General features: G+C 73.3%; 18 protein-coding genes. 6 read left to right on the top strand and 12 right to left on the bottom strand.

The window, feature by feature from the left end; all coding sequences use genetic code 11:
* Nucleotides 1-53 precede the first annotated feature (53 nt).
* The 3 genes from ureG to OO47_RS15240 all read left to right on the top strand — a co-directional run bounded on the left by ureG (nucleotide 54) and on the right by OO47_RS15240 (nucleotide 3,247).
* The gene (ureG, locus tag OO47_RS15250) at nucleotides 54-731 is read left to right on the top strand and encodes an urease accessory protein UreG (RefSeq protein ID WP_030214279.1); all 678 of its coding nucleotides are present in this window, start codon (nucleotides 54-56) and stop codon (nucleotides 729-731) included.
* Nucleotides 728-1,471, top strand: coding sequence for an urease accessory protein UreD (locus tag OO47_RS15245; RefSeq protein ID WP_030214276.1), 744 nt, complete (start codon nucleotides 728-730; stop codon nucleotides 1,469-1,471). Before ureG ends, OO47_RS15245 begins: the two co-directional genes overlap by 4 nt.
* A 195-nt stretch (nucleotides 1,472-1,666) precedes the next feature.
* Nucleotides 1,667-3,247, top strand: coding sequence for an alpha/beta hydrolase (locus OO47_RS15240; protein WP_030214274.1), 1,581 nt, complete (start codon nucleotides 1,667-1,669; stop codon nucleotides 3,245-3,247).
* Nucleotides 3,248-3,295: 48 nt separating this feature from the next.
* Here the strand turns inward: OO47_RS15240 and OO47_RS15235 are convergent, their stop codons facing one another.
* Together OO47_RS15235 and OO47_RS15230 are read right to left on the bottom strand one after the other, a co-directional pair.
* Entirely contained in the window at nucleotides 3,296-3,739 is a 444-nt protein-coding gene (locus OO47_RS15235; RefSeq protein ID WP_078489661.1) for a hypothetical protein, read from the bottom strand.
* A gap of 85 nt (nucleotides 3,740-3,824) precedes the next feature.
* A complete protein-coding gene (locus OO47_RS15230) occupies nucleotides 3,825-4,556 on the bottom strand; it encodes a lysophospholipid acyltransferase family protein (RefSeq protein WP_030214268.1) in 732 nt (243 codons plus the stop codon).
* A gap of 110 nt (nucleotides 4,557-4,666) precedes the next feature.
* Between OO47_RS15230 and OO47_RS15225 the strand changes: the two genes are divergently transcribed.
* The gene (locus tag OO47_RS15225; RefSeq protein ID WP_030214266.1) at nucleotides 4,667-5,659 is read left to right on the top strand and encodes a DUF3048 domain-containing protein; all 993 of its coding nucleotides are present in this window, start codon (nucleotides 4,667-4,669) and stop codon (nucleotides 5,657-5,659) included.
* A gap of 18 nt (nucleotides 5,660-5,677) precedes the next feature.
* On the opposite strand, the gene OO47_RS15220 is transcribed toward OO47_RS15225, so the two are convergent.
* From OO47_RS15220 to OO47_RS15200, 5 genes are all read right to left on the bottom strand, one after another.
* Nucleotides 5,678-5,911 (bottom strand): hypothetical protein, encoded by a 234-nt coding sequence (locus tag OO47_RS15220; protein WP_030214262.1) that lies wholly within the window; start codon nucleotides 5,909-5,911, stop codon nucleotides 5,678-5,680.
* A gap of 210 nt (nucleotides 5,912-6,121) precedes the next feature.
* Nucleotides 6,122-7,072: a cytochrome c oxidase assembly protein gene (locus OO47_RS15215; protein WP_030214261.1), complete on the bottom strand. Its 951-nt coding sequence runs from the start codon at nucleotides 7,070-7,072 to the stop codon at nucleotides 6,122-6,124.
* Between the two features lie 125 nt (nucleotides 7,073-7,197).
* Entirely contained in the window at nucleotides 7,198-8,223 is a 1,026-nt protein-coding gene (locus OO47_RS15210; protein ID WP_030214259.1) for a 6-phosphofructokinase, read from the bottom strand.
* Between the two features lie 171 nt (nucleotides 8,224-8,394).
* Nucleotides 8,395-9,123: a type 1 glutamine amidotransferase gene (locus OO47_RS15205; protein WP_030214258.1), complete on the bottom strand. Its 729-nt coding sequence runs from the start codon at nucleotides 9,121-9,123 to the stop codon at nucleotides 8,395-8,397.
* 19 nt (nucleotides 9,124-9,142) lie between these two features.
* Complete coding sequence (locus OO47_RS15200; RefSeq protein WP_030214255.1) at nucleotides 9,143-10,390, bottom strand: Mur ligase family protein; 1,248 nt, start codon at nucleotides 10,388-10,390, stop codon at nucleotides 9,143-9,145.
* A gap of 126 nt (nucleotides 10,391-10,516) precedes the next feature.
* On the opposite strand from OO47_RS15200, the gene def reads away from it, so the two are divergent.
* Entirely contained in the window at nucleotides 10,517-11,077 is a 561-nt protein-coding gene (def, locus tag OO47_RS15195; protein WP_030214253.1) for a peptide deformylase, read from the top strand.
* A 154-nt stretch (nucleotides 11,078-11,231) separates the two neighbouring features.
* On the opposite strand, the gene OO47_RS15190 is transcribed toward def, so the two are convergent.
* Nucleotides 11,232-11,879 (bottom strand): TetR family transcriptional regulator, encoded by a 648-nt coding sequence (locus OO47_RS15190; RefSeq protein ID WP_030214250.1) that lies wholly within the window; start codon nucleotides 11,877-11,879, stop codon nucleotides 11,232-11,234.
* A gap of 213 nt (nucleotides 11,880-12,092) precedes the next feature.
* On the opposite strand from OO47_RS15190, the gene OO47_RS15185 reads away from it, so the two are divergent.
* Nucleotides 12,093-13,307: an acyl-CoA dehydrogenase family protein gene (locus OO47_RS15185; protein WP_030214247.1), complete on the top strand. Its 1,215-nt coding sequence runs from the start codon at nucleotides 12,093-12,095 to the stop codon at nucleotides 13,305-13,307.
* A 60-nt stretch (nucleotides 13,308-13,367) separates the two neighbouring features.
* Here OO47_RS15185 and OO47_RS15180 read toward each other — a convergent pair whose 3' ends face one another.
* The 4 genes from OO47_RS15180 to OO47_RS15165 all read right to left on the bottom strand — a co-directional run bounded on the left by OO47_RS15180 (nucleotide 13,368) and on the right by OO47_RS15165 (nucleotide 18,011).
* Entirely contained in the window at nucleotides 13,368-13,913 is a 546-nt protein-coding gene (locus OO47_RS15180; protein ID WP_030214245.1) for a flavoprotein, read from the bottom strand.
* 51 nt (nucleotides 13,914-13,964) lie between these two features.
* Nucleotides 13,965-15,176 (bottom strand): helix-turn-helix domain-containing protein, encoded by a 1,212-nt coding sequence (locus OO47_RS15175; RefSeq protein WP_030214242.1) that lies wholly within the window; start codon nucleotides 15,174-15,176, stop codon nucleotides 13,965-13,967.
* Nucleotides 15,177-15,392: 216 nt separating this feature from the next.
* The gene (locus tag OO47_RS15170) at nucleotides 15,393-16,337 is read right to left on the bottom strand and encodes a hypothetical protein (protein ID WP_030214240.1); all 945 of its coding nucleotides are present in this window, start codon (nucleotides 16,335-16,337) and stop codon (nucleotides 15,393-15,395) included.
* Between the two features lie 42 nt (nucleotides 16,338-16,379).
* Complete coding sequence (locus OO47_RS15165; RefSeq protein ID WP_030214238.1) at nucleotides 16,380-18,011, bottom strand: DUF6801 domain-containing protein; 1,632 nt, start codon at nucleotides 18,009-18,011, stop codon at nucleotides 16,380-16,382.
* Between the last annotated feature and the right edge of the window lie 23 nt (nucleotides 18,012-18,034).

The following is an 18,034-nucleotide window of genomic DNA, read 5'->3' as shown; positions in this document are numbered from 1 at the left end:
GCCCCCGACGTCCCGCCCCTCTCCCACGACACGACCCACCCCGGAGCCGCCCCATGCACCTCGGCCACGCCCACACCCACCACGGCGCCGTCTCCGCCGACGCCCACCGACCCGACGGCACCCGCCGCGCCCTGCGCGTCGGGCTCGGCGGACCGGTCGGCTCCGGCAAGACCGCCACCGTCGCCGCCCTCTGCCGCGCCCTGCGCGACACCCTCTCCCTCGCCGTCGTCACCAACGACATCTACACCCGCGAGGACGCCGAGTTCCTGCTCCGCGAGGCCGTCCTGCCGCCCGAGCGCATCCGGGCCGTGGAGACCGGCGCCTGCCCGCACACCGCCATCCGCGACGACATCTCCGCCAACCTCGAAGCCGTCGAGGAGCTGGAGGACGCGGTCGGCCCGCTGGACCTCATCCTCGTCGAGTCCGGCGGCGACAACCTCACCGCCACCTTCTCCAAGGGGCTCGTGGACGCCCAGATCTTCGTCATCGACGTCGCCGGCGGCGACGACATCCCGCGCAAGGGCGGCCCCGGCGTCACCACCGCCGACCTCCTCGTCGTCAACAAGACCGACCTCGCCCCGCACGTCGGCTCCGACCTGGAGCGGATGGCCCGCGACGCCAAGGAGCAGCGCGGCGAACTGCCCGTCCTCTTCACCTCCCTGCGCTCGGCCGAGGGCGTCGGCCCCGTCGCCGACTGGGTCGGGGCACGGCTCGCGGCATGGACCGCGTGAGCCTGCGCGCCACCGCCCGGATCGCCGCCGACGCCGACGGCGGGCTGCCGCTCCTGGTCAGCGACGGGCCCCTCGCCCTGCGCCGCACCCGGGCCCCGGAGCCGTACACCCGGGTCACCGTCGTCGGGGCGATGAGCGCCCCGCTCGGCGGCGACCGGCTCGCGATCGAGACGTCGGTACGGGCCGGGGCCCGGCTCCTGGTCGACTCGGCCGCCGCCACCCTCGCCCTGCCGGGCCGGAGCGCCGACCCCGCCGCGTACGACGTCCGGATCGACGTCGCCGACGACGGCGTGCTCCGCTGGCTGCCCGAGCAGGTGGTCTCCGTCGACGGCTCGCACCTGCGGGCGCGCACCACCGTCGAACTCGCCCCCACCGCGCGGCTCGTGCTGCGCGAGGAGCAGGTCCTCGGCCGGCACGGCGAACCGCCCGGCACCCTCACCACCCGTCTCACCGTCCGCCGCGCCGGGCGCCCCCTGCTCGACCAGGAGTTGTCCTCCGGCCCCGGCGCCCCCGGCGGCTGGGACGGCGGCGCGGTCCTCGGCGGCCACCGGGCCACCGGACAACTCCTGGTGGTGGAACCGGCGTTCGCGGAGAAGCCGGTGGAGACCCGGCTGCTCGGGGAGCACGCGGTGATCGCCCCGCTCGCGGGCCCCGCCGCCCTCGTCACCGCCGTGGCCCCGGACGCCCTGGCCCTGCGCCGCCTCCTCGACACCGCCCTGGCCGCCCTCGCACCCTTCTGAGCCGCCGACGACCGTGCCCGGGCGGACCGCCTCCCGGCGGTACACCGCTCTCCGGTACGCCGCTCTCCGGTTATCGGTTCGGCAAAGAAACAGGTGTTCACCCTTTCCTCCCAGGTCACCCTGGCGCAAGGATCCCCTGGACCACCGACACCCGGCGCCACCACGGAAAACGGCGCCACCCCCGGGGGAGGACCCATGAGACGTACGGCACTGCTCGGTTCGGCCGGAACCCTGATAGCGGGCACGCTCGTCGCGGGCGCGCTCGCGGCCCCGGCGGCGAACGCCGAGAGCGACCGGCACCACAAGGACGCCGAGTCCGTCGGCGTCGCCGTCGCCGCCGCCCGGGCCGCCGCCACGGGCATCGACTGGCAGGACTGTCCGGCCGACTGGGGCCTGGAGAAGCCCATCCAGTGCGGCTGGGTCACCGTTCCCGTCGACTACGCCAAGCCCCACGGCAAGAAGATCAGGCTCGCCGTGGACCGGATCAAGTCCACCGGCACCCCCGCCGAGCGCCAGGGCGCACTGCTCTACAACCCCGGCGGCCCCGGCGCCTCCGGCCTGCGCTTCCCGCGCCGCGTCACCACCAAGAACGCCATCTGGGCGGGCGCCGCCAAGGCCTACGACTTCGTCGGCTTCGACCCGCGCGGCGTCGGCCACTCGGCCCCCATCTCCTGCGTCGACCCGACCGAGTTCGTCAAGGGCCCCAAGGCCGACCCGGTCCCCGACAGCGAGGCCGACAAGCGCGCCCAGCGCAAGCTCGCCGCCGAGTACGCCGACGGCTGCGCCGAGAAGAGCGGCGCGATGCTGCCCTTCATGACCACGCCCAACAGCGCCCGCGACCTCGACGTCATCCGCGCCGCCCTCGGCGAGAAGAAGCTCAACTTCGTCGGCGTCTCCTACGGCACCTACCTCGGCGCGGTCTACGGCACCCTCTTCCCGACCCACGTCGGCCGCATGGTCCTCGACAGCGTCGTCAACCCGTCCCGGGACAAGATCTGGTACGAGGCCAACCTCGACCAGGACGTCGCCTTCGAGGGACGCCTCAAGGACTGGATGACCTGGGTCGCGCGGCACGACGCCACCTACCACCTCGGCGACAGCTACGCCGAGGTGCGCGGGCAGTGGGACGTGCTGCGCGCCGCCGCCAAGAAGAACCCGCTCGGCGGCAAGGTCGGACCGGCCGAGCTCATCGGCTTCTTCCAGAACGCGCCCTACTACGACTCCATGTGGGCCCCGGTCGCGGAGGCCTGGAGCGCGTACGCCGCAGGCGACCCGCAGCCGCTGATCGACGCGGCCGCCGCCGACCCCACCGACACGGCCGGCAACATCGCCTCGGAGAACGGCAACGCCGTCTACACCGCCGTCGAGTGCGCCGACGCCCCCTGGCCGACCAGCTGGAAGAAGTGGGACCGGGACAACACCCGCCTCCACCGGAAGTACCCGTTCATGACCTGGTCCAACGCCTGGATGAACCTGCCCTGCGCCACCTGGGCGGCCCCGCGGCAGCGGCCGGTCGAGGTGAAGACCCACCGGGGCCTGCCGCCGGTGCTCATCGCCCAGTCCGAGCGCGACGCCGCCACCCCGTACGACGGCGCCGTCGAGCTGCACAAGCGCTTCAAGGGCTCGCGCCTGATCACGGAGCGGGACGCCGGCTCGCACGGCATCACCAACCTGGTCAACCCGTGCCTCAACACCAGGGTCGAGGCCTACCTGCTGACCGGGAAGCTGGACGCCAGGGACCAGACCTGCGCCCCGCACGCCACCCCGCAGCCGTAACGGCACCGGCGCGGGGGCGGAGGGAGGGACGCTCCCTCCACCCCCGCGTCACCCGCGCGCCGCGAGCCACGCGTCCTCCGCCGCGTGGCCGAACCAGTCCACCCCGTACTTCGCGAGGCCCGGGAACGCCTCCCGCCACTCCCGCTCCCGCACCCGCCCGGCCAGCCACTTCACCGTCTCCGGCAGCGAGCCGGCGTACGACACCACCGGCCGGTAGCCCAGCTCCCGCTCCGCCGCCGCCGTGTCGTAGACGACCGGGTGCTCCGAGCTCCACGGCGTGAGCCCCACCAGGCCCCCGGAGCCCTCCGGCGCCCCCTCGATGATCCCGGCCGCGAGCGCCCCCTCCTCGTTCCGGTCGAGCCGCACCGACCGCACCCCGTCCGGCCGCCTCCCGTCCCTCCCACCGCCCCGTGAGGCGGCCGTCACCTCCCAGCCGTCCGCGGCGAGGGCCCGCACGGCCGCCCGTCCCACCTGTCCCGACGCACCCAGCACGAACGCGTGTCCCTTGGTCGTGCACCGGACGCTACGGCCGCCCGGCGCACGGGCCCGGGGGATTGCGCCGTGCGCGGACCCGCCCTCAGCGTTCCCCGCCGGGGAACTTCCGCGGCCCCTCCTCCGAAGGGCCTCCGGCCTCCGCCTCCGCGGCCTTCACCACCGCCGCGTACTCGTCCACGTACTCCTGCCCCGACAGGCGCAGGATCTCGTACATGATCTCGTCCGTCACCGCCCGGACCACCGCCTTCTCGCCCTCCTGCCCGGCGAACCGCGAGAAGTCCAGCGGCTCCCCGAACCGGATGGTGACCCGGCGGATCCGCGGCACGACCCGCCCCGGCGGCTGGATCTCGAAGGTCCCCACCATCGCGCAGGGCACCACCGGCACCCCGGCCCGCAGCGCCATCACCGCCACGCCCACCTTGCCCTTGTAGAGCCGCCCGTCGTGCGAACGGGTCCCCTCGGGATAGATGCCGAGCAACTCGCCCCGGTCGAGCACGCACAGGCCCTCGCGGATCGCCGCCTGCCCGGCCTCCTTGCCCGAGCGGTCCACCGGGATCTGCCCGGCGGCCCGGAAGAAGGCGGCCGTCAGGCGCCCCTTGAGGCCCGGCCCCGTGAAGTACTCCTGCTTCGCCAGGAAGGTGATCCGCCGGTCCAGGACGGCCGGCATCAGGAAGTGGTCGGAGAAGGAGAGGTGGTTGCCCGCCACGATCGCGGCCCCCTCCGGCGGGACGTGTCCGAGGCCCTCGATCCGCGGCCGGAACAGCAGCTTGAGCAGCGGCCCGAGGAGCACGTACTTCATCAGCTGGTAGAACACTCGCGACCCCGTTCACCCGTCCGACAGTCCCTCTGTCATCCGTTCGTCTTCCCGCCACGCCCGTTGTATCCGCACGGGGGCCCGTGGTCCACTGGTGGGGGAGCGTCACCATGACGAACGGGCACGGAACGAACGGAACGAGACGCCCCGGCCGGATCCTCACCGCGTTCCTCTGCGCGCTGACGGCGGCCGGTCTCTACGGCTGCTCCGGCACGGCCACACCGGACCCGGCGCCCACCACGACGGCCCCGGCCGGCCGCTCGCCCTTCACGGGCCTGCCCGCCGAGCCCGCCCCCGTCCTCGCCGTCAAGATCGACAACGTGGCGGCGGCCCGCCCCCACACCGGCCTCGGCGCGGCCGACCTCGTCTACGTCGAACAGGTCGAGGGCGGCGCCACCCGGCTCCTGGCCGTCTACTCCTCCCGCCTCCCCGAGCGCGTCGGCCCCGTCCGCAGCGCCCGCGAGTCCGACATCGCCCTGCTCGCCGCCTTCGGCCGGCCCGCCCTCGCCTACTCCGGGGCGCAGTCCGCCCTGAACCCGCTGCTCGCCGCCGCGCCGCTGTACCCGGTCACCGAGAGCACCGCGCCCGCCGCCTTCCTGCGCTCACCGGACCGGGCCGCCCCGCACAACCTCTACCTGCGCCCGGACCGCGCCCTCGCCGCCGCCCCGGACGCCGGGGACGCCCGCGACATCGGCTTCCGCTTCGGCACCGCCCCGCCGGACGGCACCCCGGCCACCACCTCGACCGTCCGCTACCCGGCGGCCCGCTACACCTTCACCTGGTCCGCCGCCGACCGCGCCTGGCGGGTCGCCATGGACGGCCGCGAGGCCCGCGCCACCGACACCGGACCGCTCACCCCGGAGACGGTCGTCGTCCAGCGCGTCACCGTCCGCCCCTCCGGCTTCCGCGACCGGACCGGCGCGGTCTCCCCGTACACCGAGACCGTCGGCGAGGGCGGTGCGACCGTCCTGCGCGACGGGCGCGCCCACGAGGCCCGCTGGTCCCGCCCCTCCGCCGCGTCCGGTACGACGTTCACCACCCCGGACGGGGCGCCCCTGACCTTCGCGCCGGGACAGGTCTGGATCGTCCTCGCGCCGCGCTGAGGGGGCGTACGGAAGGGGTCAGAGGCCCGTGGGGCCCGCCGGGCCCATGGGGCCGGGGCTCTCCGGCGGGCGCCGGCGCGGACCGGCGGCGGCCGTCCCGCTCTCGGAGGCGGCGACCCCGATCGTCACCACGACCAGCACCATCAGACCGAACCAGAGCCAGCCGCTGCTGCCGAGCGCCACCGTGTACGCCGTCGTGAGCACCAGCGCGGCGCAGGTGAGCACCGTCATCGTCTTCGTGGGACCGGACATGGGTCCGTCCTCCTCCCGACCGAGGCGGCCCGAGGCCGCGGAAGCCGTCCCGACCATGGTGACCCGCCGCAGGGGGCGCGCGCTACTCCCCGGACGCTCCGGCGTGCGCCGGAGAACACCTTCCCTACGCGGAACGGACCCGGCGCCGCACGGAAAACGGGCCCGGCGCCGTCCCGTACGGCGCCGGACCCGTCCACGACCTCCCGGAGGTCAGTTCCCCCGCGCCCGGAGCGAGGCCAGGTACGCGTTGTACGCCTCCAGCTCCTTGTCCCCGTCGCGGTCGGCGGCCCGGTCCTTGCGGACCGCCTGCCGCTGCTCGGAGTGGTACCACTGGTAGACGAGCGCGATCAGGACCAGCACGGACGGGATCTCGCTGAACGCCCAGGCGATGCCGCCCGCCGCGTTCTGGTCGGAGAGCGCGTCGATCCCCAGCGAGGCCGGCGGGCTCGCGTACGCCTCGACCATCGGCTCCGAGGCCATCATCAGCGCGATGCCGAAGAAGGCGTGGAACGGCATGCCCGCGAACAGCTCCAGCATCCGCATCACGTACCCCGGCCGGTGCGGACCCGGGTCCACGCCCATGATCGGCCAGAAGAACACCACGCCGACCATCAGGAAGTGCACCATCATCCCGATGTGCCCCGGCTTCGACCCCATGAGGAAGTCGAAGAGCGGCGTGAAGTACAGCGCGTAGAGGCTCGCGATGAACATCGGAATGGTGAAACCGGGGTGCGTGATCACCTTCACGTACCGGCTGTGCAGCAGCTTAAGGAGCAGCTCGCGCGGCCCGGTCGAACCGCGGCCCGCCACCGGCAGCGCCCGCAGCGCGAGGGTCACCGGCGCGCCGAGCAGCAGCAGGATCGGCGACAGCATGGAGATCACCATGTGCTGCACCATGTGCACGCTGAACATGACCATGCCGTAGTCGTTCAGCTTGGTGCACATCACGAGGGCGATCGTGAGGACGCCGGCCGTGAAGAACACCGTCCGGCTCACCGGCCACGCGTCCCCGCGCCGCCGCAGCCGCGCCACGCCCCACCCGTACAGGCCGAGCGCCACGAGGCAGCCGATCAGGAAGAAGAGGTCGGGAGAGAACTCCAGGCCCCGCCCCAGCGTGAACGGCGGCAGATCCGTGGTCATGCCGTGCCCGCTGTGATCCATCCGTACACTCCTGGAGCCCGATTCGCGCTTGTTGTCCGCACCAGACTAGAACCGCCCCCGGCCGCGATCGCGACCGGGGGCGGGTGTCACGTACGGGAAGGCGTACGGTCACGCACGGGAGCCGTTCAGAGCACGCACTCCGCCTCGGCGTAGCGGTCGGCCGGGACCGTCTTGAGGGTCTCCACGGCCTTGGCCAGCGGGACCATCACGATGTCCGTGCCGCGCAGCGCGGTCAGCATGCCGAACTCGCCGCGGTGCGCCGCCTCCACCGCGTGCCAGCCGAAGCGGGTCGCGAGGACGCGGTCGTACGCGGTCGGGGTGCCGCCGCGCTGGACGTGGCCGAGGATGACCGGGCGGGCCTCCTTGCCGAGCCTCCGCTCCAGCTCCACGGAGAGCTGGTTGGCGACGCCGGTGAAGCGCTCGTGGCCGTAGATGTCGGTGCCGGCGGTCTTGAACTCCATGGAGCCCTCGCGCGGCTTCGCGCCCTCCGCGACCACCACGATCGCGAACCGCTTGCCGTCCGCGAAGCGGGCGCCGACCCGGGCGGTCAGCTCGTCCATGTCGAAGGGGCGCTCGGGCACGACGATCGCGTGCGCGCCGGCCGCCATGCCGGAGTGCAGCGCTATCCAGCCGGTGTGGCGGCCCATGACCTCGACGACCAGGACCCGCTGGTGGGACTCGGCGGTGGTCTTGAGCCGGTCCAGGGCCTCGGTGGCCACGGTGACGGCCGTGTCGAAGCCGAAGGTGACGTCGGTGGAGGCGATGTCGTTGTCGATGGTCTTCGGGACGCCGACGATGGGCAGGCCCGCCTCGGAGAGCAGGTTCGCCGCCTTGAGGGTGCCCTCGCCGCCGATCGGGATGATCGCGTCGAGACCGAGGTCCGCGACGTGGCCCCGGGCGCGCTCGACGCCGTCCACCAGGTGCGCGGGCTGGACCCGCGAGGAGCCGAGGATGGTGCCGCCGCGGGCGAGGATGCCGCCCACCGCGTCCAGGTCCAGCTTGCGGTAGTCGCACTCCAGGAGGCCCTTCCACCCGTCGTGGAAGCCGATGACCTCGTCGCCGTGGTCCACCACGGCGCGGTGCACGACGGACCGGATGACAGCGTTCAGACCGGGGCAGTCTCCGCCGGAGGTGAGCACGCCAATGCGCATAGCCCATAAACCTTTGCAACGTGGGCCGACTCCCGGACCACGTCGTCCGGCTGGATCCCCGCCACCCTATCGCCGCCGGGTGGCGGGGCCGAACCTGATGTCCGCCCAGTGGACAGCGTACGTGCGTACGAGCGGCGCGGACGGACCGTGCGGACGGATCGCGCGGGACGGTCAGGCGGGCTGCGTGGCCGCCGCGATGCGCTCGGCGCGCAGCGCCTCGTACCAGCGGTCGTCCGTCGGCGGCAGCGCGTTCACGTCGAGGGCCAGCTTCAGGAGCAGGTCCGCGATCTGCGGGTTGCGGGCCATGACGGGACCGTGCATGTACGTGCCGAAGACGGTGTCGTTGTACGCGCCCTCGGTGCCGTCGCCGGTGCCGTTGCCCTTGCCGAGGACGGTCCGGGCGAACGGCCGGGCCGTCGGGCCGAGGTGGGTGATGCCCTGGTGGTTCTCGAACCCGGTGAGCTGGGGCAGGCCCAGGCGCGGGTCGATGTCCGCGAGGACGTCGCCGACGCACCGCTCGCCCTCGCCGCGGGTCGAGATCACGTCGATGAGCCCGAGGCCGCCCTCGCGCTCGCCGAGGTCGTTGATGAACTCGTGGCCCAGGATCTGGTACCCGGCGCAGACCGAGAAGATGATCGCGCCGTTGGAGGCGGCCCGGCTCAGGCCGCCGTCGCGCCGCAGCCGCTCGGCCGCGAGCCGCTGCGGGCGGTCCTCGCCGCCGCCGATCAGGTAGATGTCGCCCGAGGTCGGCACCGGCTGGTCGCTGCGGACGTCGACGCGCTCGACGCTGAGGCCGCGCTGCAGGGCGCGGCGCTCGACGACGAGGACGTTGCCCTGGTCGCCGTAGGTGCTGAGCAGGTCCGGGTAGACCCAGACCAGGCGCAGGCTGCTGTCACTCATGCTGCATGTCCTCTACGGGTCAGTTGCCGACGCGGCGGCGGACGTCCTGGAAGGCGGTGTAGTTGGCGATCAGCTCGATCTGCCCGGGCGGGGCCATCGCGACGGCCTCGTCGAGGGTCTCGCAGACGCGGAAGTCCACGCCCGCGACCTCCAGGCGGACCGCCAGGTCGAGCCGGCGGTCGCCGATCACCATGATCGGGTGGCCGGCGAGCCGGCCGTAGTCGACGTCCCACAGCCAGGAGGTGTCCGTGCCGTCGGCGCCGCGCGCGTTGACGGAGAGGATCACCGGGGCCGGCGGGCCGTCGATGAGGGAGAAGGTCTCCAGCCAGCCGGCCGGGTTCTTCGCGAGGAGCAGACGCAGGTCGCGGTTCTGGAAGGAGACCACGTCGTAGCGGCCGGCGACGGCCTGCACCTGGTACATGCGCTCCAGGGCCACCTGCGGCGGCACCCCGAAGACGGCGGCGACGGCGGCCGAGGTGGTGGCGTTCGCCTTGTTGGCGCGGCCGGGGAGCTGGAGGCGGATCGGCCAGGCCGAGCCGTGCGGGTCGAGCACGTGGTCGCCGCTGAGCGCCCAGCTCGGCGCGGGGCGCCGGAAGCCGCACTCGCCGCAGAACCAGTCGTCGCCGGGGCGCTGCATGACACCGCCGCAGGCGGGGCAGGACCAGGCGTCGTCCTTCCACTCCTGGCCGGCGGCGACCCACACCACGTTGGGGGAGGAGGAGGCGGCCCACACGATCAGCGGGTCGTCGGCGTTGGCGATGACCACGGCCTTGGTGCCGTTGAGGCCCTCGCGCCACTTCTCGGCGAGCATCCGGGTCTCGGCGGCGCGGTCGAGCTGGTCGCGGGAGAGGTTGAGCAGCGCGATCGCCTTGGGGGTGGTGTCCCGGGCGACGCCCGCGAGGTACTTCTCGTCGACCTCGATCACGCCGTACCGGGAGTCCGAGCCGCCGGCGAGCGCCGAGGTGATGCCCGCGGGCATGTTGGCGCCCAGGGCGTTCGAGACGACGGGGCCGGCGGCGCGCAGCGCCTCCGCGATGAGCCGGGTCGTGGTCGTCTTGCCGTTGGTCGCCGACACCAGGACGACGTCCAGATGCTGGGCGAGGCGCCCGAGGAGGTCGGGGTCGAGCTTCAGCGCCACCCGGCCGCCGATCACCGATCCGCTTCCGCGACCCGCCGCCCGCGACACCGCGGCCGCGGCCCTGCCCGCCGTCACGGCCAGCTTGGCACGCGGCGACAGCGGCTCTGGATTACCGGGGTGTCCTGACATCGTTCTTGTTCCTCCTCGCGTCGGTCCGGGCTCAGCCTATCGAGATCCGGCCAGGAGCCCGAACAGCGGCACCGCCGAGCGATCGTACGAAACAGGCAGGTCACGGCGGACCGTACCCTTACCGGCATGCGAAACCGCCCCATCCCCGGCAGTTCCGGCCTGGTCCGAGCGATGACCCTGCTCGGCGACCCCGTGCTGCACGCGCCCTGTGAGCCCGTCACCGACTTCGGACCCGAACTGGCCCGGCTCGTCGAGGACATGTTCGCCACGATGTACGCGGCGAACGGGGTGGGGCTGGCGGCGAACCAGGTGGGCGTGGGCCTGCGGGTCTTCGTGTACGACTGCCCCGACGACGAGGAGGTCCGCCACCTGGGGCACGTGGTGAACCCGCGCCTGGTGGAGGCGGACGGGGACGTGGTCAGGGGGCCGGAAGGGTGTCTCTCGCTGCCGGGCCTGGAGGCGCCGACGCCCCGGTTCGACCGTGCGGTGGTGGAGGGCGTGGACCTGGACGGGGCTCCGGTACGGGTCGAGGGCACGGGGTTCTTCGCCCGCTGCCTCCAGCACGAGGCCGACCACCTGGAGGGCGGGGTCTACGCGGACCACGTCACGGGGTGGCGGAGGTCACGTCTGCTGCGGGCGGTCCGCAAGCAGCCGTGGGGCGGTGGAGTGTCGGTGCTGGAGGGCTGAGGCGCCTTCCGGCGCCTTTCCGGAGCCTGGGATTCCGGCCCCGGGTCCCAGAAGTCCGGCCCGCCCCCGGCCCCTCGGAAGCCCGGCCCGCCCCGGACCCTCAGAAGCCCGGTCCGTCCCCGGCCCCTCGGAAGCCCGGCCCGTCCCCGGGCCCTCAGAAGCCCGGTCCGTCCGCGCGGTCGTCGGCCTCGGCCAGGCGGCCCCACAGGAGGTCGGCCAGGCTGCGGACCAGCTCGGCGCGGGAGCAGGGGCGCTCGCCGAGCCACCAGTCCCCGGCCGCGTGCATCATGCCGACGATGCCGTGGCCCCAGATCCGGGCCTGGGCCTCGGCGGCGGGACCCAGGTCGACGCGCTCGGCGATGACCTGGCCCAGCTCCTCGCCCATGCGGCGCAGGAGTGGGGCCGAGTGGCGGCCGACGTCGAAGCCCTGCTCGTTCTGGTGGGGCTCCTCGGCGGGGTGCATGAGGAAGCGGTAGACCTGCGGCATCGCCTCGATCGAGGCGAGGTAGGTGTCGAGGGTGGACTCGACCCGGCGGCGCCGGTCGGCGGGCGCGTCGAGCGCGGCCCGCAGGGCGTCGAGGAGCGCGTCGGTGTGCCGGGTGGCGAGGGCGCGGTAGAGGCCGCCCTTGTCGCCGAAGTGGCGGTAGAGGATCGGCTTGGTGATGCCGGCCTCGGCCGCGATCGCGTTCATGGACGCCTTGGGGCCGTCCCGGAGCACCACCCGGTCCGCCGCCTCCAGCAGTTCGCGCCGCCGCTGCTCGGCGGGCGTCTGCTGGTCGGTGGTCCGGTGCGCGATGTCCATGTGCCTGTCTCCCCGGCCGTACGGTCTCGATCCCGCGGTTCCGTGCCCGGCGGCCCCGCGGTCCTGTGCGCTGTCTTTGTCGGGCCGTCGCAACGTAACACCCGGTCCGGTCCCGGTGCCGGTCGGGCCGGACCGCCTCCGCGCAGGTTGACAGCCCCTACCCGGCGGTAACAGACTGGTGTTACCGCAAGTAACATACTGCTGGGAGGGAAAATGGGCGAGTTCACGTTCGAGCTCAACGAGGACCAGAAGCAGGTGCGCGACTGGCTCCACGGCTTCGCGGCCGACGTCATGCGTCCCGCGGCCGCCGAGTGGGACGAACGTGAGGAGACCCCCTGGCCGATCATCCAGGAAGCGGCCAAGCTCGGAATCTACTCCCTCGACTTCTACGCCCAGCAGTTCTTCGACCCGACCGGCCTCGGCATCCCCATGACCATGGAGGAGCTGTTCTGGGGCGACGCGGGCATCGCCCTCTCCATCGTCGGCACCGGTCTCGCCGCCGTCGGCGTCCTCGCCAACGGCACCGAGGAGCAGATCGGCACCTGGGTCCCGCAGATGTACGGCGACGCGAACGACGTCAAGGTCGCCGCCTTCTGCTCCTCCGAGCCCGACGCCGGCTCGGACGTCGCCTCCATGCGCACCCGGGCCGTGTACGACGAGGCCAGGGACGAATGGGTCCTCAACGGCACCAAGACCTGGGCGACCAACGGCGGCATCGCCAACGTCCACGTCGTGGTCGCCGTCGTGGACCCGGAGCTCGGCTCCAAGGGCCACGCCTCCTTCATCGTGCCGCCGAACACCCCCGGCCTCTCCCAGGGCCAGAAGTTCCGCAAGCACGGCATCCGCGCCTCCCACACCGCCGAGGTCGTCCTGGAGGACGTCCGGATCCCCGGCCACTGCCTCCTGGGCGGCAAGGACAAGCTGGACGAGCGCCTGGCCCGCGCCCGCGAGAAGGCGAAGGCCGGGGGCGAGCGCGTGAAGAACGCCGCCATGGCCACCTTCGAGGCCTCCCGCCCCGCCGTCGGCGCCATGGCCGTCGGCACCGCCCGCGCCGCGTACGAGGTGGCCCTCGACTACGCGAAGACCCGCGTCCAGTTCGGCCGCCCGATCATCGAGAACCAGGGCGTCGCCTTCCAGCTCGCCGACATGGCCACCCGGATCGACGCGGCCCGGCTCCTGGTCTGGCGCGCCTCCTGGATGGCGACCACGGGCAAGCCCTTCACCTCGGCCGAGGGCTCCATGTCCAAGCTGTACGCCAGCGAGGTCGCCAAGGAGGTCACCGCCCAGGCCGTCCAGATCCTCGGCGGCAACGGCTACACCCGCGAGTACCCGGTGGAGCGCATGCACCGCGACGCCGCCATCTACACCATCTTCGAGGGCACGAGCGAGATCCAGCGCCTGGTCATCAGCCGCACGATCGCCAAGTAGGCCGGCCCGCCGAGGCGTACGTCCGCCCCGCACCCCTCCCGGGGGCGCGGGGCGGACGCGTCAGACCGGCCGGAGCACGTCCGCGACCGCGTCGAGCGCGGTCCGCCACGGGTAGGCCGCGGGGTCCTCCCCGCCCGGCTCGTACGGGACGAACCCTCCCTCGCCGTACAGGACCCGCACCCCGGCGCCCCGGAGGATCTCCAGGGAGAGGTCGAACCGGGGGTGCGCGGCGTACGCGGAGTTCACGCACGGCATCACCGCCATGGGGATCCGCTTCCCGATGCCCTCGGCCACCACCCCGACCAGCCATGTGTCCGTGAACCCGAGCGCCCACCGGTTGACCGTGTTGAAGGTGGCCGGCGCCACCACGATCGCGTCCGGCCCGGGCCACACGTCCGGCTGGCCGGGGAGCAGGTGGTCCCAGCGCACGGGGTGGCCGGTGAGCGCGGCGAGACCGTCGAGGGAGCCGGCGAGCCAGCGGGCGGCCGTCGGCGTGAGGCCGAGGCACACGTCCCAGCCGTCGGCCTGCGCCTCCTCGACGACCCGTGCGACGTCGAAGACGGGTGAGGCGGCACTGCTGAACAGGTACAGGGTCCGATCGTTCATGACCGCCATCCGATCACATGACGGGCGTACGGGAACGGCCCCGGCCCGGACTCAGTCCTTCCGCTTCTTGTCGCGGAGGTGCAGCGAGCGCAGCGCCGCTTCGAGCGCGAAGCGGCGGTCGGGGTCGAGGAGCCGGTCGCCGAAGTGGTTGTCCAGGTTCCGCAGCCGGTAGCGGACCGTCTGGGCGTGCACGCCCAGCATCTCGCCGACCTGCTCCGCCGGGGCCCGGGTGGAGACGTGGACGCGCAGGGTCTCGATCAGTCGGTCGCGCCGGCTGCCGGACAGGCCGTCCAGCGGGGCCAGTTCGCGCGCGGCGAGGTGGTGCGTGAGCGCCGGGTCCGAGAGCAGCCACAACGTTGTCAGGTGTTCCTCGCAGCGCACGAGCGGCGCGTCCGGCACGACGCCGTCGTCGATGAGCTGGAGGACGCGCCGCGCCCAGCGGATGGAGTGGGCGGCCTGCGGCGGCGGCACGGTCAGACCGACGACGGCGGGGGTGCCGGCCAGGGCGGCTTCGAGCATCGCCAGGCGCTCGGCGGTGAGCGGGCCCGGGATGAGCAGGTGCGGCTGGGGGAGGCTGAGGTCGGCGAGGACGTCCCGGTCGAGGCCGGCCTGGACGAGTTCGGCGACCGGAGCCCGTAAGGCCACCATCGTGCACTCGGCGGGCAGTTCCCAGGAGGACTCCCGGCACAGCTCGGCGATGGTCGTCCGGGGCAGCGGCGGTCCGGCGAGGACGAGGTGGAGGAGCTGTCTGCGCAGCGCCGCCGTGTCCGACATCGCGCGCCCCTGGACCATGGCGTGGCCCTCGCGGGAAAGCGCTTCCAGCTCCTCGACGTAGGCGAAGAGGGCGTCCGCGAAGGCCAGGATGAGGGTGGGGGAGAGGTTGTACGTGCGACCGATGCTCTTGGCCCGGCGCAGCGCGATGCGGGCGCCGAGGCGGTAGGCGCCCTGCAGGGTGTCGAGGTCGCGGCCCTCGTAGGCCTCCACCCGGCCGAACTTGCGCAGCAGTTCGTCGCGGAGGGCCGAGTTCGTGCCGGGGTCGGCGACCCGGTCGACGAACGCCGCCAGGGCCTGCTCCACGCCCTGGCGGATCGCGTCCGAGTGGGGCCCATTGAAGAGGTGGGCGTACACCGGGTAGGTCCGCTGGACCTCCACGCCGATCTCCTTGATGAGACCGGGGATCTCCGGCCTCATCAGCTCGGCGAACTCCCGGGGGAGCGGGTCGAGGGGCTCGCCGACGCTCGGCGGCTGTGCGATAGCGGGCATGGACCGATCCCTTGCTCTTCTGCGCGACCGGTGGGGGAACGGCGGTGCGGCGCCCCGCCCGGAGTGCGGGGCGCCGCCACGGCCGTCAGGTGCGTACCTGCGGGGACTGCTGAAGCTAGGACACCTGCTCGTTGCTGTACACAACTTGCGCAGGAGTTGGGGTCCCCGGGAGGGCGTGTGCCGCCGACTAGGCCGGTAATCGCCCCTGGGTGGCCGTTACTTTACGGCGGAGTGCCAGCTCTGGGAGAAGGCCTTCCCGGCGTCGGGGGCGACGACGCCCGGCGCGTAGAGGCCGGTCAGGTAGGTCTGGGTGTTGTTGAGGACGAGGCTGTTCTTCCCGGCGGGGGAGGGCAGGCCCGTCTTGAGGTTGACCGCACCGTCGATCAGGCCGAGCAGCCCGAGGCCGCAGCCGCTGGCGCCGGGGACGGCGAAGGTGTTGTCGCCCTGGGTGGAGCCGAGGAGGTTGATGCGGCTGATGTCGCCCTCCTCGTTCGGGGTGCCGTCGGCGCCGAAGCGCTCCAGGCCGAACTCGGGCGCGGTGAAGTTGCGCGGGCGCAGGAGGATCGGCTTCTCCTTCGTCCCGATGTAGCAGTTGCCGCCGAGGAACGGGTTCTCCAGGCGGATCCGGACCGGGAGGGTGACGATCGGCTGGTCGGTGAGGACGCCCGCGATCTGGTCGAAGTCCGAGGGGGCGCCGACCGACTCCATGGTGGCGGTGATCTTGTTGAGCTTCCCGTCGGAGAGCTGCTTGCAGATGTTGCTGATGAACGGGATGTCGCTCGGACACATCAGGCCGAGCAGGCCGCCGGGGACGGTGGCGGGGTCGGCGATGAGCGCGCCGGCGGGCGGGGCGACGACCGTGCTGGTGCCGTCGGCGTTCTGGATGGCCCCCATCTGGAGGTTGGTCCTCCCGGTGGGCACCGTCGTCTTGCCCAGCTTGATGGAGCCGCTGAGCGAGAAGGAGACGACGCACTGCGGCGTCCTGTCCAGGCCGTCGGCGGCGAGCATCGCCGGAGCGTCGACGGGGCAGCGGGTGGACGGCGCCCAGCCGCCGTTCAGCTCGGGCACGGCGGCGGTCGCCGTGCCCATCGAGGCGAAGGCGCCGAGGGCGGTGAGGGCGGAGACGGTGGCCAGCTTCGTGCGGGAGGGGACGAGGGGCATGGCGGAGGCCTTTCTGGCGGAAGGGGAACGGGGCGGGGCGGGTCAGCGCTCGGGCTTGGGGACCACGAGGGGCTGGGAGTCCTCGGTGCACTCGAGCGGGTTCCAGGCGTTGGGGTCGACGGCGCAGGACTGGCCCTGCATCTGCTTCACGTAGTTGCCGGGACCGGAGATGGAGGCGGTGAGGAGCCGGTCGAGGTCCTCTCCGCCGGCACCGCAGCCCTCGAAGGCCGGAATGGTCGTCTCCCCGGTGAGCGGGCCGCCGCTGGAGAGCAGGTAGCCGACGGCGTCGGTGCCGTTGACGAGTCGTCCCTTCCCCAGGAGCACCAGGTGCTTCCCCGGGTGCCGGGCGGGGTCGGGATCGGTGGAGGTGAGCGGCTGCGCCGTACGGCAGGAGGGGCCCACGTCCAGTTCGACGCCGTTGACCTTGACGTCGAGGACGCGCAGGACGAGCGGTGCCCGGACCACGGTCTCCGTGGAGTTCGAGAAGTCCGACAGGAAGATGCGCAGGAGCGCTTCGATCGTGATGGGACCGGCCTGTTCCAGGACCATGGTCGCCGTGACCGGCTGGAAGTCGAAGGACAGGAAGGTGGAGGTGAAGGGCGGGGTCTGTTTGCGCCCCTGGTAGGACAGGTTGCCCGTCGACGGGACGAAGAAGTGCATCTCGCCCGGCGGGGCGGGGTGGGGCGGCTCCCCCGAGAGGCCCTGCTCGATCAGCATGCAGGACACCGGGAGGAGCGAGGCGCCTTTCTGTTTCCGCACGTTGCTGTAGCCGGTGACGTAGGCGGACAGCGACATGGGTGTCGGGTTCCCGGTCAGGCAGGGGGGCGCGGCCGGCCGGGCCGCCGGTGCGGGGGACGCGGTCCCGCCGTCCGCTCGCCGGCCGACCCGCGGGCCCTCCGGGGCCCCGCTCGTCCCGTTCGTGGTCTCCGGCTTCGCCGGGGTCGTCCGGTCCGGCGGGAGCGACGGCGTGGGCCGGCCGGACGAGGGGGCGGACGGCGAAGGGGCGGACGGTGACGTGGGAGGGGGGCTCGGTTCCGTGGTGGGGGCGTCCGCGCCGACCGGGAGGGTGAGGAGCCGCGTGCGCTCCCCGGCGTCCGGGCCGGGGGCGCAGGTGACGGAGAGGGACGCGGGGGCGGTGGCCGCGCCGTCGGCCGTGCTCGGGGCGAGGCCGACGGCGAACGCCCCCGCGACGAGGGCCAGATCGCCGGGGACGTCCGTCGTCAGGGAGGGGACGTCCCCGGTCGTGGTGAGCACGAGGGGTCCTTCGGCGGGCACGGCGACGGGCTGCGACGTGCCGCTCCACGCGGCTTCCACGCGCTGCTCGCGCTGGACCACGCCGACCGCGAGCCGTGTCTCCGCCCGTACGGTGGCGGCCCCGAGCGCGGTGAGGTCGGCCACGGCCCCGGCGGGGAGTTCGACCGTCGTGGTGACGTCGGTGGGGCGTATCTCCTCGCCCACGGCCGCCCGTTCGGGGAAGGCCGCCGTGATCCGTACCGTCGCGGGCTGCTGTCCCGAAGGCAGGGTGCAGACGTAGGGCAGCGCGGTGTCGACCTTCAGCGTCCCCACGGCGACGGCCGAGGCCGGGAGCAGGGGGGCGAGCGCCACGAACGCGGCGACCGTCGCGCCGCGCGCGCGGACGCGGGGGGATCGGGTGGTGGGCCCGGGACCTCTCATCTGGGTGCTCCGCTCGGGTCGTT

This window comes from Streptomyces bikiniensis (assembly GCF_000716625.1).
Classification (GTDB): domain Bacteria; phylum Actinomycetota; class Actinomycetes; order Streptomycetales; family Streptomycetaceae; genus Streptomyces; species Streptomyces bikiniensis.
Note: the sequence above shows the minus strand (reverse complement) of the source record. Positions and strands in the feature narration are given on the sequence as shown.

Bases quoted from the DNA above. Each gene is read 5' to 3' on its own strand.
- OO47_RS15165 (WP_030214238.1), bottom strand. From the start codon at position 18,011: ATGAGAGGTCCCGGGCCCACCACCCGATCCCCCCGCGTCCGCGCGCGC.
- OO47_RS15240 (WP_030214274.1), top strand. From the start codon at position 1,667: ATGAGACGTACGGCACTGCTCGGTTCGGCCGGAACCCTGATAGCGGGC.
- OO47_RS15190 (WP_030214250.1), bottom strand. From the start codon at position 11,879: ATGGACATCGCGCACCGGACCACCGACCAGCAGACGCCCGCCGAGCAG.
- OO47_RS15220 (WP_030214262.1), bottom strand. From the start codon at position 5,911: ATGTCCGGTCCCACGAAGACGATGACGGTGCTCACCTGCGCCGCGCTG.
- OO47_RS15215 (WP_030214261.1), bottom strand. From the start codon at position 7,072: ATGGATCACAGCGGGCACGGCATGACCACGGATCTGCCGCCGTTCACG.
- ureG (WP_030214279.1), top strand. From the start codon at position 54: ATGCACCTCGGCCACGCCCACACCCACCACGGCGCCGTCTCCGCCGAC.
- def (WP_030214253.1), top strand. From the start codon at position 10,517: ATGCGAAACCGCCCCATCCCCGGCAGTTCCGGCCTGGTCCGAGCGATG.
- OO47_RS15205 (WP_030214258.1), bottom strand. From the start codon at position 9,123: ATGAGTGACAGCAGCCTGCGCCTGGTCTGGGTCTACCCGGACCTGCTC.
- OO47_RS15180 (WP_030214245.1), bottom strand. From the start codon at position 13,913: ATGAACGATCGGACCCTGTACCTGTTCAGCAGTGCCGCCTCACCCGTC.
- OO47_RS15175 (WP_030214242.1), bottom strand. From the start codon at position 15,176: ATGCCCGCTATCGCACAGCCGCCGAGCGTCGGCGAGCCCCTCGACCCG.
- OO47_RS15170 (WP_030214240.1), bottom strand. From the start codon at position 16,337: ATGCCCCTCGTCCCCTCCCGCACGAAGCTGGCCACCGTCTCCGCCCTC.
- OO47_RS15200 (WP_030214255.1), bottom strand. From the start codon at position 10,390: ATGTCAGGACACCCCGGTAATCCAGAGCCGCTGTCGCCGCGTGCCAAG.
- OO47_RS15210 (WP_030214259.1), bottom strand. From the start codon at position 8,223: ATGCGCATTGGCGTGCTCACCTCCGGCGGAGACTGCCCCGGTCTGAAC.
- OO47_RS15225 (WP_030214266.1), top strand. From the start codon at position 4,667: ATGACGAACGGGCACGGAACGAACGGAACGAGACGCCCCGGCCGGATC.
- OO47_RS15185 (WP_030214247.1), top strand. From the start codon at position 12,093: ATGGGCGAGTTCACGTTCGAGCTCAACGAGGACCAGAAGCAGGTGCGC.